The organism is Extensimonas soli (assembly GCF_029211265.1).
GTDB classification, from domain to species: Bacteria; Pseudomonadota; Gammaproteobacteria; order Burkholderiales; family Burkholderiaceae_C; genus Extensimonas; species Extensimonas soli.
Genome location: NZ_JARGEL010000017.1, coordinates 101,736 through 123,670, shown reverse-complemented (window position 1 = coordinate 123,670; position 21,935 = coordinate 101,736). Strand labels below are relative to the sequence as shown.

Annotated in this window: 22 protein-coding genes; 11 read left to right on the top strand and 11 right to left on the bottom strand. The window is 59.2% G+C overall.

From position 1 onward, the window contains the following. Positions 1-68 precede the first annotated feature (68 nt). The 8 genes from PYV55_RS08780 to PYV55_RS08745 form a co-directional block, all read right to left on the bottom strand. On the bottom strand, positions 69-1,115 hold the full coding sequence (locus tag PYV55_RS08780) for a TerC family protein (RefSeq protein ID WP_275850266.1): 1,047 nt from the start codon (positions 1,113-1,115) through the stop codon (positions 69-71). Between the two features lie 284 nt (positions 1,116-1,399). Beyond that, entirely contained in the window at positions 1,400-2,902 is a 1,503-nt protein-coding gene (locus PYV55_RS08775; RefSeq protein WP_011254686.1) for a helix-hairpin-helix domain-containing protein, read from the bottom strand. Between the two features lie 7 nt (positions 2,903-2,909). Then, positions 2,910-4,601 (bottom strand): PP2C family serine/threonine-protein phosphatase, encoded by a 1,692-nt coding sequence (locus PYV55_RS08770; RefSeq protein WP_275850265.1) that lies wholly within the window; start codon positions 4,599-4,601, stop codon positions 2,910-2,912. A 3-nt stretch (positions 4,602-4,604) separates the two neighbouring features. Next, a complete protein-coding gene (locus PYV55_RS08765) occupies positions 4,605-5,654 on the bottom strand; it encodes a TerY-C metal binding domain-containing protein (protein ID WP_275850264.1) in 1,050 nt (349 codons plus the stop codon). 15 nt (positions 5,655-5,669) lie between these two features. Then, positions 5,670-6,314 carry a vWA domain-containing protein gene (locus tag PYV55_RS08760; protein WP_011254689.1) on the bottom strand — a complete coding sequence of 215 codons (645 nt, stop codon included), beginning with the start codon at positions 6,312-6,314 and terminating at the stop codon, positions 5,670-5,672. Positions 6,315-6,328: 14 nt separating this feature from the next. Further along, positions 6,329-6,970: a TerD family protein gene (locus tag PYV55_RS08755; RefSeq protein ID WP_011254690.1), complete on the bottom strand. Its 642-nt coding sequence runs from the start codon at positions 6,968-6,970 to the stop codon at positions 6,329-6,331. 43 nt (positions 6,971-7,013) lie between these two features. Next, positions 7,014-7,652 carry a VWA domain-containing protein gene (locus PYV55_RS08750; protein ID WP_011254691.1) on the bottom strand — a complete coding sequence of 213 codons (639 nt, stop codon included), beginning with the start codon at positions 7,650-7,652 and terminating at the stop codon, positions 7,014-7,016. Positions 7,653-7,709: 57 nt separating this feature from the next. Further along, positions 7,710-8,189, bottom strand: coding sequence for a phosphatidylglycerophosphatase A family protein (locus PYV55_RS08745; protein WP_275850260.1), 480 nt, complete (start codon positions 8,187-8,189; stop codon positions 7,710-7,712). Between the two features lie 350 nt (positions 8,190-8,539). Here PYV55_RS08745 and PYV55_RS08740 point away from each other — a divergent pair, with 350 nt between their 5' ends. The 10 genes from PYV55_RS08740 (at position 8,540) to PYV55_RS08695 (ending at position 17,496) form a co-directional block, all read left to right on the top strand. After that, entirely contained in the window at positions 8,540-9,118 is a 579-nt protein-coding gene (locus PYV55_RS08740) for a TerD family protein (protein ID WP_011254693.1), read from the top strand. Positions 9,119-9,159: 41 nt separating this feature from the next. After that, entirely contained in the window at positions 9,160-9,735 is a 576-nt protein-coding gene (locus tag PYV55_RS08735; protein ID WP_275850256.1) for a TerD family protein, read from the top strand. A 161-nt stretch (positions 9,736-9,896) separates the two neighbouring features. After that, entirely contained in the window at positions 9,897-10,601 is a 705-nt protein-coding gene (locus tag PYV55_RS08730) for a TIGR00266 family protein (RefSeq protein ID WP_275850254.1), read from the top strand. Between the two features lie 108 nt (positions 10,602-10,709). Then, on the top strand, positions 10,710-11,309 hold the full coding sequence (locus PYV55_RS08725; RefSeq protein WP_275850253.1) for a TerD family protein: 600 nt from the start codon (positions 10,710-10,712) through the stop codon (positions 11,307-11,309). A 7-nt stretch (positions 11,310-11,316) separates the two neighbouring features. Continuing rightward, on the top strand, positions 11,317-12,339 hold the full coding sequence (locus tag PYV55_RS08720) for an ATP-grasp domain-containing protein (RefSeq protein WP_275850252.1): 1,023 nt from the start codon (positions 11,317-11,319) through the stop codon (positions 12,337-12,339). Continuing rightward, positions 12,336-13,535: a phosphoribosyltransferase domain-containing protein gene (locus PYV55_RS08715; RefSeq protein WP_275850251.1), complete on the top strand. Its 1,200-nt coding sequence runs from the start codon at positions 12,336-12,338 to the stop codon at positions 13,533-13,535. The genes PYV55_RS08720 and PYV55_RS08715 overlap by 4 nt, the downstream gene beginning before the upstream one ends. After that, on the top strand, positions 13,510-14,259 hold the full coding sequence (locus PYV55_RS08710; protein WP_275850249.1) for an HAD family hydrolase: 750 nt from the start codon (positions 13,510-13,512) through the stop codon (positions 14,257-14,259). Before PYV55_RS08715 ends, PYV55_RS08710 begins: the two co-directional genes overlap by 26 nt. Next, positions 14,256-15,347 (top strand): cysteine protease StiP family protein, encoded by a 1,092-nt coding sequence (locus PYV55_RS08705; RefSeq protein WP_275850247.1) that lies wholly within the window; start codon positions 14,256-14,258, stop codon positions 15,345-15,347. The genes PYV55_RS08710 and PYV55_RS08705 overlap by 4 nt, the downstream gene beginning before the upstream one ends. Further along, positions 15,340-16,248 (top strand): HpcH/HpaI aldolase/citrate lyase family protein, encoded by a 909-nt coding sequence (locus tag PYV55_RS08700; RefSeq protein WP_275850246.1) that lies wholly within the window; start codon positions 15,340-15,342, stop codon positions 16,246-16,248. The genes PYV55_RS08705 and PYV55_RS08700 overlap by 8 nt, the downstream gene beginning before the upstream one ends. A 36-nt stretch (positions 16,249-16,284) precedes the next feature. Next, complete coding sequence (locus tag PYV55_RS08695; protein ID WP_275850245.1) at positions 16,285-17,496, top strand: TerD family protein; 1,212 nt, start codon at positions 16,285-16,287, stop codon at positions 17,494-17,496. Positions 17,497-17,582: 86 nt separating this feature from the next. On the opposite strand, the gene PYV55_RS08690 is transcribed toward PYV55_RS08695, so the two are convergent. Continuing rightward, positions 17,583-18,233 carry a Bax inhibitor-1/YccA family protein gene (locus PYV55_RS08690; RefSeq protein ID WP_275850244.1) on the bottom strand — a complete coding sequence of 217 codons (651 nt, stop codon included), beginning with the start codon at positions 18,231-18,233 and terminating at the stop codon, positions 17,583-17,585. A gap of 79 nt (positions 18,234-18,312) precedes the next feature. Further along, complete coding sequence (locus tag PYV55_RS08685; protein WP_275850243.1) at positions 18,313-18,516, bottom strand: hypothetical protein; 204 nt, start codon at positions 18,514-18,516, stop codon at positions 18,313-18,315. A gap of 182 nt (positions 18,517-18,698) precedes the next feature. On the opposite strand from PYV55_RS08685, the gene PYV55_RS08680 reads away from it, so the two are divergent. After that, positions 18,699-21,614: a Tn3-like element IS1071 family transposase gene (locus PYV55_RS08680; RefSeq protein ID WP_275850242.1), complete on the top strand. Its 2,916-nt coding sequence runs from the start codon at positions 18,699-18,701 to the stop codon at positions 21,612-21,614. 116 nt (positions 21,615-21,730) lie between these two features. Here PYV55_RS08680 and PYV55_RS08675 read toward each other — a convergent pair whose 3' ends face one another. Next, a complete protein-coding gene (locus PYV55_RS08675; protein ID WP_186298474.1) occupies positions 21,731-21,880 on the bottom strand; it encodes a hypothetical protein in 150 nt (49 codons plus the stop codon). Between the last annotated feature and the right edge of the window lie 55 nt (positions 21,881-21,935).

The window sequence follows — 21,935 nt, the reverse complement described above, 5'->3', positions numbered from 1 at the left end:
TCCCTGTGCGATAAGTGCAGATTGGCCTGCTCGATGTCAGTCGGGCAGGCCACGTCTTTACGACTTGATTAGTTCGGATTCGTTGGATTCGTAACGGTTTCCTCGGGTTCGTCCTTGGCGGGGAAGACGAACGAGGCCACAACGCCAAGCGCGAGCATGCCCAAAACGACAGACAGGCTCATGCTCGGGCTGATATGGATGCCGGTGTCGCCGATTGCATGGTTCCAGGACTGCAGTGTCATCTTTGCACCGATGAAGAACAGCAGGCCGATGACAGCTTTCTCGAGGTGGACGAGATACTTCGTGAGTGCCGCAAGCACGAAGTACAGGCTTCGCAGCCCGAGGATTGCAAAAATCATCGCGGCATAGACCAGGAGCGGTTCCTGAGTCACTGCGATAACCGCCGGCACAGAGTCGAATGCGAACGCGATGTCGGACGTCTCGATCGCCATCAAGCACAGGAACGCCGGGGTGACGTACGTTGTGCCGATCCGCGTCACTTGGGCCGCCGTTTTATCGCCATTCACCTCGAGCAGCTCATGGTGGCGAACGAAGAAGCGGTCAAGGTGCAGGCGCGTGTAGACAGGCATCATCTTGCCCGTCACACGAACGCTCCAGTGATTGGAGTAATCGTCAAGTTCATCACCGTCACCGCCGCCGGCTTGGAGCATCTTGATCCCGCTCCAAATGACAAAGGCGGCAAACAGGAATCCGACCCAAGGGCTCGCAAGGAAAAGGCTCGTGCCAATGAGTACAAAGATAGCGCGGAAAACCAGTGCGCCGATAATCCCGTAGTACAGGATTCGATGTTGTAGCACGCCCTTGATCCCGAACGAAGCGAAGATCGCCATGAAGACCATGAGGTTATCGATCGAGAGCGATTTCTCCAGGGCGTAGCCGGCAAGATACAGATCAGCCCACTCTTTGGAGAACCGAACCCAGAGATATCCGTAGAAGGCTAGTGCAAGCGCAACCCAAAAAAGGGACCAGCGCACGGAGTCGGACAGCGTTATTTCTGTGCTCTTTCTGTGGGCGAAGAGGTCGAGGTAAACGGACAGCCCGACCACAGACAGAAAGATGATGATTGCTTCGACGGGAAAACCAAAGTGTGGCACAGCTTAAATCCTTATGAAGTTGAGAGATGTTTGAAACGTTAGGGCAAATCACGTCTGCCGTAAAACTTTTCGCATCCGTTCCAAAATTGCGTCGGAGCACTTGATGCGTGTCTTTGCGTCGCGCGATGCCAAGTATGATTTCAACGTTCGCAGGGCCATTTTTCGTGCTTGTCCTCGATTGAATCGAGCCAGAGCTTCGTTTTGAGTTAGTCCCGACTCTTCAATGAGTATCCTCAGCTTGTCGCTGGTGTCTTCCTCGACCCTATGTTCTTCGGTGTAGTTTGTCATTGACTCACCATTTGGATCACTGCGAGCCTTCCCCCTGTTTCCCGCGCGAACAGGATCTGCCCGCCGTCTTCGAGCTTGATGCGCCCGCCCACTGGTATGTCCTGCATTGCGGTCACGTCGCGCAACGATGGCAGGGCTTCGTTAACGAAATACCAGTCGTCGTTGTGAAAAACGAAATAGCCAACACGCTTGGCCTGCTCAGGCGTGAGCCGCTCATTGGGGAAGACGAGACGACTCGAGTGCCACTGAAAGGCAGACTGACCTGAATACACCATGAGACGATGGTTGTCGGTTCTGAAGCTTCCTTCCTTGTGTGAAGAGTAGAGATTCAGAACGGGCAGCTTCCCACGAAATGCTGTGCCGCAGTGTGGGCAGCAGGGTTTGGTGGTGTTGTCAAAAACAAACCACTTTTGCGCGCACTGCGGGTTCTGACAGGGCTGTAGCAGATCGGCTGTCTTGACCAAGGCTGTTTCCCACTCGTCAGCCGTCGGCCGAGCGTTGGGATGATGCAACCCATCGATGAAAGCGCGTCGGATGAGCTCTGATACATATGGCCCGGTGATCGTGTAGGGCAGCTTCTGTGTGTCCTTCCAGGGCAGTTCAGCCGGCGGCACGTTGGCCAACTTCACGCGGTTGCTGTGATCGGTCGGGTGCTCGATGAAGAGCGCCCGCTCGCCCATCGCCAGTTCCTCGTCGCGCTGCGTGTCGTTGACGTCATGGACCTTGTCGCCGCGCAGGGGATGCCGGAAGAGCAGGTTCATGTAGATCAGCACCGCGAGCGCATGCTGATCGGTCAGGCGTGAAGGGAGCTTGCGGTTCGGGTCGTGGCGATCGAGTTTGGAGGTCGCAACCACCTCCGGAGCGAAGAAGTCCGGCGTGCCAGCGACATCTGGCGGGAACTTGCTTGGGACAACCAGTCCGTCAAGGTCGATCAGGCAAGCGCGTCCCGCGGAAGGATCGACGAGGACGTTCTTGTAGCTCAGGTCCGAGTGAGCAAGGCCAGCAGAGTGCAAGCGGCGTACGGCTCGCGCCATCATGATGCACGTCTTCAGTTGCGTGAGGCCATCGCCGAGCTCCCGTGGGTCAAGAAACTTCGATCGGTTCTTGGCCGATGCGAACCACTTGCCCTCTTTCTCACGCTTGCGAATACCGAGCATCTGATCGTCGTTGCGCGATCCGTGCTCGAAGAAGAAGTGCTTGGCGAAGAAGGGAACGACCACGCCCACCCGGCCATTGTGTTCGACGGTCGCTCTCGGCCAGCACAGGAGGTTCTTCAGGTAGTCGCCGCCTTCCTGGTTGAAAACCCGGTCACGGTAAGTGCCGGTGATCAAGTTGAGCCGTTCTCGGCCAACCTGGTCGAGCTTGTCACGGTAGAAGGCAACCACATAAGTCTTGTCGGGAGAGAAGAAAACGTCCTTCAGTCCGCCGGAAGCTTTCTTCTCGTCGACAAACTGCACCGTGGAACCGTCACTGGCGGTCAGTGTGATGATCTGGCTCATGGCGTCTTCAGTAGATGATGGCAATCGTGCGGTCGTCGTATTCGCCCTGGGCCCAGAAGTCGAGCCACTCAAGCAGCCGTGTCTCGTGTCCCTCTTCGTCCGAGGACAGATGCACACCAGTATCGAGGTCTTCCCAGAAGCGATCCCAGTCTTGAAGCTCTGCCATGGCCGATTCGCTTCGGAACTTGGGGTCCGAGACACCATCTGTCATCAACAAGAAGGCTGTCATGTCCTCGACCAGCTCGAAGCGCAAGCGTCGAAGCAAGGATTCCTGGCTCACTTGGGTGGCATCGAGGAAGTGGGTTTGGCCAGAGAACTCCCCTGAGTCCGGCGATCCGAGCAGATGGACAGACTGGTTGCGTCGATAGACTGCAACCGCTCCATCGCCAACCCAGTAGGCGGCACAGAACCACTTTTCACCCACCTTCCGAGCCAGACCGATGAGCAACGTTGTCGATAGCTCTTTCGGAGACGAAATGACATCGCTTCGGCTCTTGGCCTCGTTCTGGAGTTCGCGAACGGCGTGGTGCGCGGCATACCCGATGGTCGTGAAGAGCTCGTTTCGGGTCTTGTTCTGCAAGCGGGTCACGTCGTCGGTGACGGCGTCAGGACGGGTGCCTGCGGCAAGCGCCTCGATCGCCCCGAGAAGGTTCGATCCGCGTTCATCCGAGAATACGTCCTTGAGATAGCTGCCCACTGCCCGGGTCGCGACTTGCGAGCCGCGGCGCGAGAACTTGGCGCTGCCTGCACCGTCGGCCACGACCGCAAGGTACCAGCCGTTTGCATCGTCGCAATGCAGGTAAAAGTCGTCGTCACAGCAGGTGCCCTTATGGGCGTGCGAACGCCCCCGCTTACGGGCTGCGATGAGCTTCGCCTGCTGACCCAGGATAACGCTCGTGGCGCAGTCCTCCTTCCAGAAGGGCGCTGAACGATCTGATGGGATGTTCTGCCAGAGTGTCTTGGGGTCTGCATTGATCACGAAGGGCATTCCCGCGGTGTGCGAGACGTGTGCGGGCTGATCGGCATAGGCATAGCGCAGCCCGAGATTGAACTCCCCTGCGATCGCAGGCGTGCCCGTGATGTGCCAGTGCTCGAGGTCGACCGTGAGCGCGGCACCCTCAGGAAGGGTTACGTCCAGCAAGCGCAACCCCGGCACATTCGGGTCGCGTTGAATTTCTGCGTCGTAGCGTTCGTTCTGCCGTGCGTTGCGAACCGAGAAGCGAATGGCGGGGCTCAACGGAGGCGGACTTGAAGGAGGTGACCCTTTTGGCGATACGGCATGCCCACTGTGGTCTTTGGGCGATTCGGCACTGAGTTGCGGAACGTTTTGTGGGGCCGGGGCGGACTGTGCATACGATTCAGCGTTCTGGCGGTACTCGATGGGTTCGGGGACCTTTACTGGAGGTAATGCCTCAGTCTGCTGGAGTCCGCTATTGATCTTCTGCGGCGAGTTGGACGCCTCGGGTGCCCGGGCGGCACCAAAATCTTCGAAGGCCGGCTTCTTGTATTGATTTGGTGCGGGCGTGGAAGAGGACTTCAGTGCCTGTTCATGGATGAAGGTTTTCCAGGCAGCATTTACCTCAGCCTCGAAGGCCTTGATCATTGCGTGCAGACTTGCTGCCTTGTCGAACGCCTCAAATATTTCTTTGTCTTGGCAGGAGATGACGGTCCGCAAATAGCAGAGCTGTTCATACTTCATCGGTCAGCCCCTCGCTCGGCTGATGTCGAAGCCTTCACCGTCAGACTCGCCCATCACGACGGTTTGGTTGCAGCCGGGGCAGGTTGCCTCGCCGGTTCCACTGACACAGAAGATCTGGCCGCAGCCGCACATGGCCAGCCCGAATCGATTCCCACAGTGCGGACACCCGGGTGCCCCGATCAGAGCATCGGTGTTGATCGTTCTGGCCATTGCTCGCGGGTCAGACAGCTCGTAGTAGTCCTTTTCGGCCGGGAAGACACCCACGAGGTTGTAGCGATCAGCGTTTACGCTCAGCTCCTGAGTCGAGAAGCGTTGCCCGATGCGCTCGAACTTCATCAGGTACGGGAGTTTGGTGGATTGGCACTTGCCCGCGACGATCACGAAGTCCTCGTCGACGGTAGTGGCCTGAGCGATCTCTTCGATCCTCTCCATGATCGAGTGATCGACCTTGGCCAGGCTGATTTTCGCGTCCTGGTTCATGCTCACGCTGCGGCTCTGGCTCGCAACGGACTGGCTGATCCAGTCGATGAAGCGCTTGAAGTCGTCTTCGGTGGTCGCGTCCAGGCTCAGGACGTTTTCTGTGAAGCGCTGGAGCGCAGACAGGGAGGCGTGCTTGCCCACGCCGATCGCCACTAAATTGCTTCGCTCCTCAAAGTCGCGCTTCCAGCGCTTGATTGCCGGCTCAATGTCGTCGGTTGGCTTGCCGTCGGTGAGAAGGTAGACGACAGGACGCCAATCGCCCTTCTTCTCGGGCGTGGAGCGCTGGACGGTGCGCTCCATCTCGTCCATGAGGTGTGCCATGGCGCTGCCCAGAGAGGTTCCGGACCCCAGCGGAAGCCGTGGTGCGTAAAACTGGTAGAGCTCGACCAGCGGCGTGAGGGTCTTCGGCTTGCCTGCGAAGGCCATGACGGAGATGAAGACCGTCTCGAGCGCGTACGGGTCTGCCCGTAGCGAACGGACCAGGCGCTCGAGCCCTTCTTGCAACTGGCGAAGGTTGTCGCCGGCCATCGACTCAGACACATCGACCAGGAAGAAAATCGGTAGGCGTCGCATCGTTTGGGTTCCTCGTTAGATCACCACGTTCACTTCGGGGGGTGTGGGCGGCAAGCTAAGCGTATTCGCTGCGCCAACGCTCATGCTGCCGCTGCTGACCGTGACCGAAACCCACTGGAAGAACGCGGTGAAGGCAGCGCTATCCATGGTGTCGAGACTGACGACATGATCAGTGATGAGTCGCAAGCCCGCAGGGTCGGCCTTGGGGCCGGCTGCGCAGGCGATGATCGAACCGAACTTGAATGCCTTGATGGCCGGTGCAACCTGGTTGAATACGAAGGTGTCGGTGGGCTTCCCGTCGGTCATGATGAACAGCAGCGGGGCCCAATCCCCCTTCTGTTCCGCGCTCGATTGGCGCACTTCCTTTTTCGCTCGATCCAGAATGTGTTCGAGCGCTTCACCAAGCAAGGTGGCGCCAGAGGCCGGGCAGACAATCTCCGGAATCGTTGCGTCCTCAAGGGCGGTCAGTGGCAGTACATCTTTGATTTGGGAGTCGAAGGTCGTGACCGAAAGATGAACAGTCTCGATTGCGTAAGGATTCTGGCGCAACGAAGTCTGCATGGCCCGTAGTCCGACGTTCACGGATTCGACAGGTTCTCCACGCATCGAACCTGAGGTATCGATGAGCAAATAGACCGGAAGGCGACGAGAAGAGCTCATGGAATCGACTCCCCTCAAATGTAGTTCTTGAGGACGTCGACGAAGCGATCTGTCTCATGAGGCGTGCCGATCGCACGGAACTCCCAAGCGCCGCCCTGCCGGCTCACTTGCGCGAAGGTCATTGAGCGGTACTGTGAGTAAGAAGCGTCTCCGCTGATGTTGTACCGGCAGATCTCCTTGCCTCGTGCGTCGACGGCGCGTATGAAGGCGTTGGAGACCTTTCCGAAGCTCTGGCCCTTCTCCTTTCCCTGATAGATCGACACCACGAAGATGATCGACTCGTAGCGTGCATGCAGGTCATTCAGGCGGACGATGATCTGCTCATCGTCCCCGTCACCGTCGCCGGTCCGGTTGTCGCCTGTCAGCCAGATTGCGCCACTAGGATGGCGCAGGTTGTTGAAGAAAATCACGTCGGAGTTCGTGAGTGTTACGTTCCCGGCGCGATCGCGACCCAGGTCCTGCACCTTGCCATCCTTTCCAAGCAGAAAGGCGATCGCATCAAGGTCGTAGTCCTCTTCCTTCTTCGTGAACAGCGACTTCAGCAGTCCCCTGCTCTCCGTCGCAACGTCCCATCCCAGCCCGATCGTGACGCTAGAGAGGTCGAACTCGTCCTTGCGCAGGCTGATGCCCTGGCCCTTCTTCAGACTCACTGCCATATCGAATTTCTCTTCCAGTCGGAGGTTGTGCGAATGCCGGGCTTCAGAGTGCGGGGTTGATTTCGGGCGGGAGCGGCGGGAGTTCGGAGAGCCCGTCCGCTTCCTTGCCGCCGCGCTCGATCTTCTGGCTCGAAACGGAGACCGAAGCGCTTACCCACTGGAAGAAGGCCTTCAGGGTGTTCGAATCGGCCGTATCGAGAGAGACCACCGACTCGGTGATCTTGCGCAACTCAGCGGTGTTGGCCGAAGGGCCTGCGGCGCACGCTACGAGTGTGCCCATCTTCACATTGCGCAAGGCGGCGATGCCGCGGTTCAAGTCGTCGGTCGCCTGCCCGTCGGTCAGCAAGAAGCACACCGGCTTCCAGTCGCCCTTGCTGTCAGGGGTCGTCTTCTTCACGTCGCGCTCGATGCATTGCGCGAGCAAGGCCAGCGCCTCGCCCAGTGCCGTCGTGCCGCTGGCGTGAATGTCCGGTACCTGGAACTGAACCAACTCGGTCAGCGGCACGCTCTGCGTCGCCTGCTGCGAAAAGGTGATCACCGACAAATGCACGGTTTCAAGCGCGTACGGATCGGTGCGCAGAGCGGAAGTCATCGTCTGCAGACCGACTTTTACGGCTTCGATGGGCTCACCCATCATGCTCCCGGAGCAGTCGATGAGCAGGTACACGGGAAGACGACGCATGGAGTATCTCCTTTGAGGGAATCGGGTTCTCGTTTCGAGGTTCAGAGCAGGGCCGGTTCAGAGCAGGGCCTGGGCAAAGGCGAGACATGCGATGGCATAGGCTGCCGCCAACACGTCGTCGAACATCACACCAAAGCCGTTCTTGTATTGCCGGTCGAACCATCCGATCGGCATGGGTTTGACGATATCGAAAAAGCGGAAGGCTACGAAAGCTGCCGTCCACCATGCCCAGTCGTTCGGCACGGTCATCAGCACGGCGCAAAACGCGACAATTTCATCCCACACGATGCCGCCATGGTCGGCCACGCCGAGTGCCTTGCCGGTAATTTCACACAGCACGCACCCCCCAACAAAGAAAACGACCAGGGCTGCGACCTGTGCTGCAAGGGGCAAGGGAGAAAGGAGAAAGAAGAGCGGGAAGCCCACCAATGTGCCGACCGTGCCAGGGGCGCGCGGGCTCAGGCCGGTGCCAAGTCCCAGCGCAACGAAGTGTACGGGGCTCGAGAGGAGGAATCCTTTGGGGGTCGGCTGTTTCATGGTGTGATCTGAAGGGTCAGGGAACTACACGAAATGAGCGCAACACACGCTCAATGAGCACTATCATATGCCATAACGACAAGTGCAATGTTGCACCATCCCATGAAATTTTATGTTCTGTGAAAAATGTCCTCACTTTTCATTTGCAGGCCACATGAACATCTGCATAATGGCTGGAGCCGCCGAGAGGCGTTTTCGCTTATGAGGGCGAAAAAACTGTTTGCCTCGAAATCTGTTAAATGCAGAAGTGCCCTTTGTGAAAAATAGCCTTTGAAAGCGGACCCCCGTAATCTGCAGCCTTGCGCAGCACCACCTGACCGAAAAACGCACTCGTAGAGGAGCTTTGACACATGGCAATCAGTTTGCAAAAGGGCGGGAACATCAGCCTTTCGAAAACAACCCCGAATCTGAAGAACGTAACGATCGGACTCGGCTGGGATGCTCGTTCGACCTCGGGCGACGACTTCGACCTCGATGCGAGCATTTTCATGGTTGGCGCCAATGGCAAAGTGCGCTCAGATAGTGATTTCATTTTTTACGGTCAGCTTCGGAGCGCATGCGGTTCGGTCGAGCACACGGGCGACAACCGGACCGGCGACGCCGATGGGGATGACGAGGCGATCAACGTCGTACTCGACAAGGTGCCGAGCGACATTACGAGACTGGTCGTGGCGGTCACCATCCATGAAGCTGATGTTCGTCGCCAGAACTTCGGCATGGTCCATAACGCCTACATCCGAGTGATCAACAGTGAGAACGATGTCGAGCTGGCTCGTTTTGATCTCACTGAGGACGCCTCGGTAGAGACAGCCATGATTTTCGGCGAAGTCTATCGCCACAACGGCGAATGGAAGCTACGTGCAGTCGGCCAGGGTTACGCCGGCGGCCTGCATGCACTGGCGATTTCGCACGGCGTTAACGTTCAGTAAATCCGCTTCACTCACCACCCGCAACCAGGAAGGAAAAACACATGGCAATCAGTCTGCAAAAAGGCGGCAATATCAGCCTCTCGAAAGAAGCCCCCGGCATGAAGAAGATGATCGTCGGCCTGGGTTGGGACGTCCGCTCCACCGATGGCGACGGCTTCGACCTCGATGCGAGCGCGTTCCTGCTCAACAGCACGGGCAAGGTGCAAAATGATGCCGGCTTCATTTTTTACAACCAGGCCAAGTCCTCTGACGGCAGCATTCAGCATGCCGGCGACAACCGCACGGGCGATGGTGAGGGCGATGACGAGTCGATCATCATCGAACTGGACAAGGTGCCTGCCGATATCGAGAAGATTTCGGTGTGCGTCACGATCCATGATGCGGAAGCGCGGCGCCAGAATTTCGGCATGGTCTCGAGCGCCTACGTGCGCTGCGTGAACGCAGACGGCAACACCGAAGTCGCCCGTTTTGACCTGTCCGAGGACGCCTCGGTCGAAACCGCGATGATCTTCGGCGAGATCTATCGCCACAGCGGCGACTGGAAGTTCAAGGCGATCGGTCAAGGATTCGCTGGTGGTCTCGGCCCGCTTGCGAAGAACTTCGGTGTCAACATCTAACCGACACGCCTTGCTTCCTCACGACCCGGCGCTGCCGGGTCGTACTCAGCAAGCGTCTCCAGACCTTTCAGATGACTAACCCCCCGATTCTCGAAAAGCCTGAGGAGTAGGTCGCGTAGCCACGCGAATCTGCAAGATTCCCCTCATACACGAAGAAGCAAATGCCCACTTTTACCGTGACGGGTGACGTCGATCCTTTCCTGCACGTTTCACTTCGCAAAGGCGAGACGATCTTCTGCGAGTCCGACGCCATGGTCATGATGGAGGCTCCGCTCGATCTCACTGGGTCGATGCAAGGGGGTTTGGTCAGAGCCGCCATGCGACGCCTGGCCAATGGGGAGTCCTTCTTCCAGCAGCGCATCGAGGCCAAGCGCGGAGACGGCGACTGCTTGCTCGCCCCCAACATGCCTGGCGGCATGCAAGTGCTCGACGTGGGCGCACGGCAGTACCGGATGAGTGATGGGGCCTACGTGGCAGCTACAGAGCGGATCGAAGTCAATGCCCGCATGCAAAGCCTTGGCAATGCGCTCTTCGGTGGCACTGGTGGGTTTTTCATCGGTGAAACGCAGGGCGATGGACAAGTCGTCGTCGGAGGGTTTGGCTCGCTTTTTACCCTCGACGTCGCTCCTGGTAAGGACATTGTGATCGACAACGGTCACGTGGTCGCGTGGGACAGCACGCTGCGCTACGAAATCGCTGCGTCCACCTCGCAGAGTCAGGGCCTTCTGAGAAACCTCACCAACAGTGTCACCAGTGGAGAAGGCGTCGTGCTGCGCTTCTCAGGGCAAGGGCAGGTAATCGTTTGTTCGCGTAACCGTCAAAGCTTTCTTGCGTGGCTAGCCGAAAAACTCAACGTCCGTAGTTGAGGACTTTTGGCAAGTCTCACCGCGGTACCGCTTCGCAGTACGGTGTAATTCCCCGCCCGGCTGACTCGTGCCGGGCTTTTGAACCCAATTCATCCAGGAGTAGAAAAAATGGCAATCAGCCTTCAGAAAGGGCAGAAGATTTCTTTGAGCAAGGAAGCCGGCGGCACGCTCACGAAAGTGGTGATGGGCCTCGGCTGGGATGCAGTCAAGAAAGAAAAGAAAGGGCTGATGGGCTTTCTGGGTGGCGGCGGTGGCGCCGAGCAGGAGATCGATCTCGATGCTTCGTGTCTGATGTTTGATGAGCGGGGCCAAGTCACCGACAGCGTCTGGTTTCGCCAACTCAAGAGCCACGATGGGAGCATCACGCACACGGGCGACAACCGCACAGGCGCGGGCGATGGCGATGACGAGCAGATCATCGTGGATCTGTCGCGGGTTCCTCCCCACGTGAAGTCCCTCGTGTTCACCGTGAATTCCTTCACCGGGCAGACATTCCAGCAGGTTGCCAACGCCTACTGCCGCATCGTTGATGCCTCCAACAACAACGAGGTGGCGCGTTACAACCTCTCTGTGCAGGGTAATCACACGGCACAGATCATGGCCAAGGTGTATCGCCACAATGGCGAATGGAAGATGCACGCGATCGGCGAGAACGGGGTGGGACGCACGTTCAACGAGCTGATGCCCCAGATCACGCCCCACCTGTGAGCCTTTCATGAAGCGGGTTTGGTTCAACAAGACGTTCTCGTCCGTGCATTCGGCGCTCTCCTTGATTCGCAAGGGGGATGCCGAGGCCCGGTATCGATTGCTTTGCTCACACCCGAACCCGCAGTCCCTGGCTCTGTTGGCCGCCGATGATGCGGCGACAGAGCCCAGTGGGCTGACCGGTGAAGCTTACGTTGGCTGGTGTCTGGCTTTTTGCAAAGAGCAGCGTGTCGATATCTTCGTCCCCGGCAAGGAAGCCACGTTGATTGGCCGCCATGCAAAGCGGTTTCTGGATCAGGGGGTGCGCGTCCTTAGCGCTGCGGCGCCTGACACGCTTGAACGCCTGCACGATAAGGCCCGGTTCTATGCTGAGGCGTGCGCCCCCAGCGCACCCTCGCCCGAACTCGAAGTATTCGAGGATGCCGAAACCTTCGCCGCTGCATATGCACGCATGCGTGAGCGCCACGAGGTGCTGTGCATGAAGCCTTCGGTATCGGTCTACGGGATCGGGTTCCGGCAGATCACCGAACGGAAAAGTGCTTTTGACCTGATGCTCGACGGCAATCCGTACCGAATCGACTTGGTGTCGCTGCGCGAGATGCTGCAACGGGCTGGGCATTTTCGGCCGATGCTGCTGATGCCCTTCCTCGCGGGACACGAGTTCAGCGTCGACTGCGTGGCGCTCAACGGCGAGCTGGTGTGTGCTGTTGCTCGACGCAAACCTCTCGCCTCAGGGGAGGGGCAAACGATTGTGGTGCGGGAGGACATCCTGGATGCCTGCTCGCACTTGATCCGGCAGTTCGCACTCACCGGCAACGTGAATATCCAGTTCCGCGAGGGAGATCAGGGCCTCAGGATCCTTGAGATCAACCCTCGCATGTCGGGCGGCATCGCAATGGCGTGCCTCGCAGGGCCGAATCTCCCCTATCTGGGACTCGTGGCCTTCGACCAAGGTCGTGATGCCGTTGCGCCGGGGCCAATCGGGGATGGCCTGCGCGTAGCCGAGATCAACCAGGCGGTGCGCCTGTCATGAGTGCCGCGGTCTTGGCCGTTGGGGATGCGCCACGCGCAATCCGTTCGGAGCTTCCAACCGGCGTGTTGCGTCTCGAGCTCGAGGAGGGGCGATCTGCATTCGCCTCGCTCCTCGATTTCGCGGCAAGGGCAAACCCAAAGCGTGCGTTCCTCTTCCTGAGCAAGGTCCTTGGCAAGCACTACCCGTCGATCCCGAGCGAGATGGTGTCCGTGCATCGCCAACTGGTTGCTACGGTGCCCGATGCCCAAGGGCCGGTTGTCTTCATAGGCATGGCCGAAACGGCAACCGGACTGGGGCAGGGGGTGTTCGAGGCTTGGGCACATGCGCACCCCGGCTCGAACCCGTTGTATCTGCAGAGCACACGCTATAGGGTCCCGGGGGCCGACTGGTTGGGATTCGATGAGTCTCACAGCCACGCACCACGGCTATTCCTGCACTTGCCGCAGCGAGACGCCGACCGTGCGACGTTGGCCGCGGCCACCCAGGTTGTGTTGGTGGACGACGAGTTGAGCACCGGCAACACGTTCGTGAATCTCGTTGCGGCTTTGCGTCGTGTCATGCCCGCGCTTTCTCGTGTGCATATCGCCACGATTGCGGATTTCACGGGAGACCGGCGGTCGCTACTCTCCGAGCGCATGGGCATCCCTTGCTCAATCGGTAGCTTGCTGCGTGGCGCCTGGCGTTTCGAACACCGCCATGACGCAGGGCCGGAGACTTTGCTTACGACCAGCGCCGCCCAGTGCTCAGCAGGGCATGAGGTGCAGATCGAGGACGCCGGCTACGGTCGCCTGGGGCGCAGCACTTGCGTGTCCCTACCGAAAGGGTTGGTTGAACGGTTGGCTGGTGAGCCGGCGGAGGGCGCAACCCTGGTCCTGGGTACGGGCGAATTCATGCATGCGGCCTTCGCACTTGGCCGGGCGCTTGAGGCGCGTGGCGTCGACGTGCGCGTCCAGTCCACCACCCGTTCGCCGATCCTGCTGTGGGGGGCGGTGGGACACATCCTTGCGGTACCGGATCCCTATGGCGAAGCCGTCCAGAACTACCTCTACAACGTGCGCCCCGGGCAGTACGCCCGGGTGCTGATCTGCCATGAAACCGCGCCCAACGATCCGCTCATGCAGTTGGCGACGATCCTTGGCGCCCGCCTGATTCACTTCACCTCAGACGACCATGCTGAAGAAATTCCTGTTTGCTGATCTTGATGACACGCTGTTCCAGTCAGGCCGCAAGTGCCCCGAGGGTGCTCCTCTGACGCCCATGGCGTATCTCAAGGATGGCACGGCGCACTCCTTTGCGACGAAAGCCCAGAAGAGCTTCCTCGTGCTGATGCAGCAGGAGATGGCGGTCATCCCGGTTACGGCTCGCAATGCCGATGCGTTCTCGCGCGTACGTTGGCCGTTCACCAACGGGGCGGTGATCAACTACGGCGGCATCATCCTGAAGGCAGACGGCGCAGCCGACGAGGGTTGGCTTGCACAGAGTCGCACTCAGGCCGCACAGACGCTGCCCATGCTCGAGCATGTCAGCGGGGTCCTGCAATCGATTGCCGACTCGCTTTGCGTCCAGTTGCGGATCCGGATCATTTCGGACTTTGCGGTGCCGTTTTACCTGTGCGCCAAGAGCAATGAGGGCGATGAACAGGCGCTAGACCGCACCGAGCCTTTGCTGCGCAACCGCTGCGCCGAAGCAGCGTTGCCGCTTTTGATTCATCGCAACGGAAACAACCTTTCCGTACTGCCGCAGTGGCTGGACAAACGCCACGCCGTCGAGCACCTCACCGAGCGGCTGCGCCGTGAGCATGGCGAGATCGTCACTTTTGGGATGGGTGACAGCCTCTCCGATCTAGGCTTCATGTCGATATGCGATTACGCGCTCGTTCCCAAGGCGAGCCAGATCAACCGCCAGTGGGAGGCTGCATGATGTTTTGCGGCTCCTACCGTCCGAGCGATGTCGAGCTCTTGCTCAAGCCGATCACGATCGACTTCATGGCTGACCTTGAGCTCAAGGAATCGCTGATCCAGTCCGGAAAGCGGCATTACAGTGAAATGCTCTCCCCTGAGAAAGTCCCCTCCGAGCGTTACCTTGGCCTGTTTCATGACGCCCACCAGCGCAACCGCGCGCAGTTGTCAGGGGATTGCCTGCGTCTGGCGCAACTGCTTCACGAAAAGCACGGTTCGGAAGTCACCCTGGTCTCACTGGCACGCGCCGGCACGCCCATCGGGGCTGTTCTCCGGCATCTCGTCGCCCGGATCTCCGGTACGGCCCCCGCACACTACTCAATCTCGATCATTCGGGACCGAGGCATTGATACCGCGGCACTGAGTGAGATCCTGTCGCGGGGGCATCGCCCTGAGTCGATCGCCTTCATCGACGGATGGACAGGAAAGGGGGTCATCAGCCGTGAGCTCAACGATGCCGTCGCCCAATACAACCGTTCGCACGGAATCGCCATCGACCCTGGGCTCAATGTGCTGACCGATCTGGCGGGGTCGGCCGCACTGGCGGCCTCGAGCGAGGACTACCTGATCTCGTCGAGCATTCTCAACTCGACGATTAGCGGGTTGGTAAGTCGTTCGATTCTGAACGAGGCGATTCGGCCTGGGGAATACCACGGCTGCGTGTTCTTTGAAGAATTCGCCGAGCATGACTTGTCGCAATGGTTCGTCGACGACGTCGTGTCCGCAGCGATGGGGCATCTTGAAAACGGCGGTGCTCCCGGGGCGCCGGAGCTGAGCAGGCACGAGCAAGAGGCAATCTCTCGCGCCTACATGAAAGAGGCCATGTCGCGGTACGGCATTACAGATGAGAACCTCATCAAGCCGGGGATCGGTGAAGCAACGCGCGTCCTTTTGCGTCGCTTCCCGCAGCGGGTGATTCTGCGTGACTGTCACGACCGGAAGGTGGCCCATCTTGTGGCCCTTGCCGAGGAGAAGGCCGTCCCGGTCGAAACCGACGCCTCTTTGCCCTACAACGCCGTTTCGATCATCAGGAGCGCCCGTGATGCGTGACGCCACCGAACTGGGCGCAAGCCTTTACTTGCCCGCAACCCGCCTGGATCTACTCGAGGTAGTGAGAGGAGAGCGTCTCTCCGAGGTGCGATCGGTGATCTTTTGCACCGAGGACTCGGTCAGGCTCAAAGACCTCCCTTTTGCCATCGAGAACTTGCGCGCGCCCATCCGTGCGCTCACATCTGCGTCACACCAGATGCGCTTCATTCGGGTGCGCAATCCGGAAGTGATGCGCAAGGTGCTTGCGTTGCCCGGCATCGAGAGACTGGATGGCTTCGTGCTGCCCAAGGTGACTCGCAGTGCGCTTTCCGAATATCTGAAGCTGCTGCGCGGCACTGGCCACCTGATCATGCCCACGTTGGAAACCAAAGAGGTGTTCGACGAGCGCGAGATGATCGCCTTGCGGCGGGTCATGGACAAGGACGGGGTGCGCGAACGCGTGCTCTCGCTTCGGATTGGCGGCAACGATCTGCTCTCGATCATCGGTATGCGTCGCCCTCGTGGCCGAACGCTGTATGAAACGTCCATTGGACAGGTGATCGCACGATTGGTGACCACCTTCAAGCCGAGTGGCTTCAACCTGAGCGCGCCTGTCTTTGAGTACCTCAACGACATCGAGACGCTACAGCGTGAGGTTGAGGGGGACCTTGCCCATGGTTTGATTGGCAAGACGGCCATTCATCCGGATCAAGTGCCGTTGATTCATGCCTGCTACCGGGTGCATGCCACAGATCTGGAGATGGCGAGCCACATCCTCCGCGACGACGCGCCCGCGGTGTTTCGGATGTACGACTCGATGTGCGAGCCCGCCACGCACCGGAACTGGGCACGCAATCTGTGCAAGTCCGCCTCGTGTTTCGGGCTGCAGCAGGGTGCAGACGCGAACTCGCTGGCTGCATAAGTCCGATGTCTTTTGAAAAGAGGAATGGTTAAAAAAATGGATTTCACGCGCGGACAACGATTGAAACTTGAAGCGTTGGGACTGTCGGATGGTGCGTTTTCTGTCACGGTGGATCTGAACGCAGGGCCGTTGACGGTGGATGTGGCGTGCTTTGGTCTGGACGGTGTTCGAAAGCTCTCCGACGAGCGCTACATGACCTTCTTCAATCAGCCTGCAACGCCTTGCGGAGCGGTGAAGTTCGCAGGGCAAGGCAAGTTCGATTTTGATCTGGCGCGGCTGCCTGCCTCGATCGATGCGCTGGTGATGACCGTCGCGATAGACGGTGCCGGAACTATGCGGCAGCTTGGCGCCTCCTCTGTGTCCCTGAAAAACGGCTCGAGCGTAGCCGGCTGCTATCGCTTTGATGGGGGACACTTTGCCTCCGAGCGTGCCGTCATGCTTCTGGAGTTCTACAGGAAGGACGGGGCGTGGCGGCTTTGTGCAGTGAGCCAGGGGTTCAACGGTGGCCTGGATGCGTTGGTACAGCACTTTGGCGGATCAGTAGCCGAGAAGCCCGCTCCCGCGCCAGCGCAACAGCGTCCCGCTCCGGCAGCACCGCCTCCTCCAGCGCCGCCGAAGGTATCCCTATCGAAGATCACGCTTGAGAAGCGGGGTGAAAAGATCTCGCTCGAGAAGCGCGGGCAAGCCGGGCACGGGCGAATCGTGTGCAACCTGAACTGGTCGTCGGGGCAGACTCAAGAAAAACGGGGTTTTCTCGGTGGCATGTTCGGGAAAGCAAAGTCGTCTGGCATCGACCTGGACCTTGGGTGTCTCTTCGAGCTGTCCGATGGCCACAAGGGTGCCGTGCAAGCCCTCGGGAACACCTTCGGGGACTTCAACCGCGCACCGTACATCCACATGGCAGGGGACGATCGTACAGGGGCGAATTCGTCGGGCGAGTTTCTGTACATCAACGGCGATCATCTGAAAGACCTCCAACGGGTCTGTATCTACGCTTTCATCTACGAGGGCGTGGCCAATTGGGGGCAAGCTGACGGGGTCGTCACGCTGACCGTTCCTAGCCATCCTCCGGTAGAGGTTCGCCTGGATAACCACGACAACAGCAAGAACATGTGCGCGATCGCGATGATCGAGAACGAAGGCGGCAACCTGAAGATCACCAAGCTCGGCGAATACTTCGCCGGCCACGTGCAACTCGATGAGCGGTATCAGTGGGGCTTGCGCTGGAAGGCGGGGTCGAAAGACTGATCTCAAAAAGAGAAGGCCGCACAAGAGAACGATCTCTGTGCGGCCTCAGTGCGGCCTCAGGCTGGCCTCGAGGAGTAACCTCTGGCTTAGTCGCTGTTGGCGAAGCCAAGCAGGTGGAGCAGGCTGGTGAAGAGGTTGAAGATCGACACGAACAGCGTGACGGTGGCCATGATGTAGTTGGTTTCGCCGCCGTGAATAATGTTGCTGGTCTCATAGAGGATGAGGCCCGACATCAGCATGACGAACGCTGCGGACACCGTGAGCGACAGCGCGGGGATCGAGAAGAAGATCGCGCCCAGGCCGGCAAGGAAGGCCACCAGGATCCCGACCATCAGGAAACCGCCCATGAAGGAGAAGTCCTTCTTGGTCGTCACCGCATACGCCGACAGGCCGAGGAAGATCGCCGCGGTGCCGGCCATCGCCTGCATGACGATGCTGCCGCCGTTGGGCAGCGCCAGGTAGGACGAGATGATCGGGCCGAGCGTGAAGCCCATGAAGCCGGTCAGCGCGAACACGAACACGATGCCGAGGCTGCTGTTGCGGAACTTCGTGGTCGCAAACAGCAGACCGAAGTAGCCCACGAGCGTGACGATGATTCCCAGGCGTGGAGCGCCCATGGCCATCGACAGCCCGGCGGTCAACGCCGAGAACGCCAGCGTCAACGACAGCAGCATGTAGGTGTTACGGATGACCTTGTTGGTCGACAGCACCGAGGCGTCGGTGCGCGTCATCGTCATACGGTTTTGCATCAGGCGCGGTCCTCTTGGGAGATGGTTGTATGTTGGCTGCGGGTAGGCGAAAGCTACCGAATTGCGCTCACACGGGCAAGGCCGAAAGGCTTTGATGCTTGCCTGTTCGATTGCGCCGTAACCTTTGCGCCAAAACCCGAGCAAGGCGGTTGGCTGCCTCGTCAACGGCTGCCCGTGCCTCGAGCTGCGTGATGGCAAAGACCACATCGGGCAGGTTACGGAGTCGTAACTGAACGACGCAGCGCTTCTGGCTGCCGTTCGGATCGCGCACGTTCGCAACCTTCACGCGAGCCCACTGGATGTGATCAGGGGTCTCCTCGTTTTCAGTGCAATAAGTGACGGTACGAAAAGCTAGCACTGGCGCGGAGGTGGTGTTGGTAGATCGTTGATTTCATTGACTTTCCTGTTCGCTTTGTAAACGGGTATGGTGGCCTCCCACTTTTGAGGTTCACGATGCAGGGTTGGCACACAACGTTTTTGGGGATGCGTGGGCTCCCCCGCGATATCAGCGACTTCGAGATGAAGGCATTTTTCACCTTCGATGGTGCCGAGCGCGACGCAATCAATGCACGCCGAGGTGATTCCCACAAGCTTGGTCTGGCGCTCCATATTGGTTTCCTGCGCATGAGTGGGCGTTTGCTCGGTGCCTTTCGGGTAATTCCAGTAGCCTTGTGGCGCCACCTTGGCAACGAGCTTGGCATTGCAGCACCAGAAGTCGCCTCGCTGAGAGCCATGTATGAACGCGGGCGCACGCTATTCGATCACCAACAAGTAGCCTGCACGGTCCTTGGATTCCAGTGGATGAGCGAGCACCAGCGCCGCTCACTGGTACGTGAACTGCGCGACGAAGTGGCGCGCTGCGCCGACCGCGATCAGCTACTCGTGCGGGCGCGTCAATGGCTGTACAAGAACAAGCTGGTGATCGTGCACGAGCGGGCAATTCGGACACTGATTGCGGCGGCACTTGCCCAGCTTGAAGTTGAAACAGGCACCGCCATCGCCGCCAGCGTTGATCCAGCAACACTTGATCGCTGGCGAGCCTCAGTTTCAGAGCTGCGCCCAGATGGACAAACCCAGCAGAGTTGGCTATGGGCTGCACCGGCGAAACACTCAACCCGCCAAATCAGCGAGGTACTGGAGCGCATCGACCTGCTTTACACGCTGGACGTTCATAAGCACCTGGCAGACATCCCCGATCTCATCTTGCGCCGCTACGCGCGCCGACTTGTCTCCAGGCCGCCCTCAGCCGGAGCCAAGATCAAAGAGCCAGCGCGCACCGTGGAGGTCGCATGCTTTCTTCGGTATTGCCTGTTCACCACCACAGACCAGTTGATCCTTATGGTGCAGCGCCGGATCGCCGATCTGTGGCGTCAGGCTGCCGCCGATGTCCCCGCTACCGTCAATTGGGCCGCAATGTACAAAACGCTGCTCGGCGAACTTGTTGCCTTGAGCGCGCAAGGTGCGGTGCCAGATGCTGAGTTGCGTGCCCGTCTTGAAGCCTTGATCACCGAAACCCAGAAACGCAAACCACCGAGCAGGGCCTCCCTGGTCCGCGAGGGATTGATTGATGGAATTCGCCCCGCGCGGTCGTTGCTCGTCGCCATTGCAAAGCTGCCCTGGCAGGCCACCGGCGAGCATCCTGCCATCGAGTACCTTGCCAAGCTGCAAGCTTTATATCTCAAAGGATCCAGAAAGCTGCCAGTTGAAGTGGTGGCACCAAGTCTGGGAATGATCTGGCAGGTTTCGATCTCCAGCCCAGACCGGGAACGGGCGTTTCAGGCGTTGGAGGTGGCCACCCTGTTTGCCCTGCGCCGCGCGGTGCGCAATGGCTCGGTCTGGATTGAGCACAGCCTGAGCTTTCGGGGTCGTGCGCGCTTGTTCTTCACGGACGAGCGTTGGCAGGCAGAGTCCAAGAAACACTATGCCCGTCTATCGTTACCCAGCAAGGCTGCCACTTTCTTGAAGCCTTTGCTGGCCAGAGTAACTGCCGGTGTCGATGCGGTGGCCGCTGCAGCCCGCAGTGGCGTACTGCGCGTGGATGATGAACTCCATTTGTCGCCATTGCCCGCAGAGGACGAAGACCCAGAAGTGACCAAGCTGCGCGCGGCTTTGGATCACCGCATCGGTGAGGTTCAATTGCCGGAAGTGATTCTGGCCGTTGACGCCCAGGTGCGCTTTAGCTGGATCATGCTCGGACGTGAGCCGCGCTCTACCGACGAGCTGCTGATGGTCTATGCCGGCATCATGGCCCACGGCACCAGTCTGACTGCGGTCGAATGCGCGCGCATGATTCCGCAATTGTCTGCCACCAGCATTCGCCAGGCCATGCGCTGGGCGCGGGACGAACGGCGTCTGAGCCAGGCCTGCCAGGCTGTGCTGGAATTCATGCAGCGACACCCGATTGCCGCCACCTGGGGGCGGTCCGATTTGGCATCTTCTGACATGATGAGCATGGAGACCACCAAACGGGTGTGGCAAGCCCGGCTTGATCCTCGGCGCAACACACCTTCCATTGGAATCTACTCCCATGTAAAAGACCGGTGGGGCATCTTCCATGCGCAGCCCTTTGTGCTCAATGAGCGCCAGGCGGGCGTGGCCATTGAAGGTGTCATCCGCCAAGAAAAGCTGGAGACCAGCCAGCTTGCTGTGGATACCCATGGCTACACCGACTTTGCCATGTCACATGCCCGTTTGCTTGGTTTTGATCTTTGCCCGCGGTTGAAGGAACTCAAACAGCGCCACCTCTTTGTGCCACGCGGCACCAAAGTGCCCGCAGAAATCGCTGCGGTGTGCGAAGCCAATGTCGACGTCGCTTTGATCGAAAAGCATTGGGATAGTCTGGTGCACCTGGCAGCCTCGGTCATGAGCGGACATGCCAGTGCGGTGGCAGCTCTTGCGCGGTTCGGTTCTGCCGCCCAGGGCGATCCAATCTATGAGGCTGGCGTGCAATTGGGGCGGTTGCTGCGTACGGCGTTTTTGGCTGACTACTTTGTCAAGGACGCTTTCAGGAACGAGTTGCGCCGGGTGCTCAATCGGGGCGAGGCTGTTAACGCCCTCAAGCGCGCCATTTATACCGGCCGGATCAGCCCGGCGCAGGCCAAACGTGTCGATGAAATGCAGGCTGTGGCCGATGCGTTGAGCCTGATGGCCAACATCGTGATGGCGTGGAATACCTCACAGATGCAGGCGGTCCTGGATCGCTGGTCGAACCGCCGCCAGGTCATTCCACCGGAACTGATCGGGAAGATTGCGCCCACCAGGCTGGAGAGCATCAACTTGCGGGGTGTGTTTCGCTTCCCGGTTGACCGCTATGCTGACCAAATCCTGCCTTCGCGGCCAAATGCATCGATAACTGGCACCAATGGATGAAACCGACCACGGTTTGACGCCACGAATCGCAGATTTGAAAGTGAACAGGAAAGTCAATGAAATCAACGATCTACCAACACCACCTCCGCGCCAGTGCTAGCTTTTCGTACCGTCACTTATTGCACTGAAAACGAGGAGACCCCGGCGAGCACAACCGGCTCGGCATCGTCTTGGCCGATCCCGCTCACCCACTCGATGCGCTGGATCACGGGCACAGAGCGCCGCAGCTCGGCGCAGTGGTACGGGGTGGTTTTGGTGGTTTGCATGGGAGTCGATCTCCGGTGATTGAACAAGCCACCATCCTTGCGTCACGACGCTCCG

Bases quoted from the DNA above. Each gene is read 5' to 3' on its own strand.
- PYV55_RS08690 (WP_275850244.1), bottom strand. From the start codon at position 18,233: ATGACGATGACGCGCACCGACGCCTCGGTGCTGTCGACCAACAAGGTC.
- PYV55_RS08760 (WP_011254689.1), bottom strand. From the start codon at position 6,314: ATGAGCTCTTCTCGTCGCCTTCCGGTCTATTTGCTCATCGATACCTCA.
- PYV55_RS08770 (WP_275850265.1), bottom strand. From the start codon at position 4,601: ATGAAGTATGAACAGCTCTGCTATTTGCGGACCGTCATCTCCTGCCAA.
- PYV55_RS08755 (WP_011254690.1), bottom strand. From the start codon at position 6,970: ATGGCAGTGAGTCTGAAGAAGGGCCAGGGCATCAGCCTGCGCAAGGAC.
- PYV55_RS08750 (WP_011254691.1), bottom strand. From the start codon at position 7,652: ATGCGTCGTCTTCCCGTGTACCTGCTCATCGACTGCTCCGGGAGCATG.
- PYV55_RS08675 (WP_186298474.1), bottom strand. From the start codon at position 21,880: ATGCAAACCACCAAAACCACCCCGTACCACTGCGCCGAGCTGCGGCGC.
- PYV55_RS08765 (WP_275850264.1), bottom strand. From the start codon at position 5,654: ATGCGACGCCTACCGATTTTCTTCCTGGTCGATGTGTCTGAGTCGATG.
- PYV55_RS08775 (WP_011254686.1), bottom strand. From the start codon at position 2,902: ATGAGCCAGATCATCACACTGACCGCCAGTGACGGTTCCACGGTGCAG.
- PYV55_RS08730 (WP_275850254.1), top strand. From the start codon at position 9,897: ATGCCCACTTTTACCGTGACGGGTGACGTCGATCCTTTCCTGCACGTT.
- PYV55_RS08700 (WP_275850246.1), top strand. From the start codon at position 15,340: ATGCGTGACGCCACCGAACTGGGCGCAAGCCTTTACTTGCCCGCAACC.
- PYV55_RS08725 (WP_275850253.1), top strand. From the start codon at position 10,710: ATGGCAATCAGCCTTCAGAAAGGGCAGAAGATTTCTTTGAGCAAGGAA.
- PYV55_RS08705 (WP_275850247.1), top strand. From the start codon at position 14,256: ATGATGTTTTGCGGCTCCTACCGTCCGAGCGATGTCGAGCTCTTGCTC.
- PYV55_RS08695 (WP_275850245.1), top strand. From the start codon at position 16,285: ATGGATTTCACGCGCGGACAACGATTGAAACTTGAAGCGTTGGGACTG.
- PYV55_RS08715 (WP_275850251.1), top strand. From the start codon at position 12,336: ATGAGTGCCGCGGTCTTGGCCGTTGGGGATGCGCCACGCGCAATCCGT.
- PYV55_RS08740 (WP_011254693.1), top strand. From the start codon at position 8,540: ATGGCAATCAGTTTGCAAAAGGGCGGGAACATCAGCCTTTCGAAAACA.
- PYV55_RS08710 (WP_275850249.1), top strand. From the start codon at position 13,510: ATGCTGAAGAAATTCCTGTTTGCTGATCTTGATGACACGCTGTTCCAG.
- PYV55_RS08745 (WP_275850260.1), bottom strand. From the start codon at position 8,189: ATGAAACAGCCGACCCCCAAAGGATTCCTCCTCTCGAGCCCCGTACAC.
- PYV55_RS08720 (WP_275850252.1), top strand. From the start codon at position 11,317: ATGAAGCGGGTTTGGTTCAACAAGACGTTCTCGTCCGTGCATTCGGCG.
- PYV55_RS08680 (WP_275850242.1), top strand. From the start codon at position 18,699: ATGCAGGGTTGGCACACAACGTTTTTGGGGATGCGTGGGCTCCCCCGC.
- PYV55_RS08735 (WP_275850256.1), top strand. From the start codon at position 9,160: ATGGCAATCAGTCTGCAAAAAGGCGGCAATATCAGCCTCTCGAAAGAA.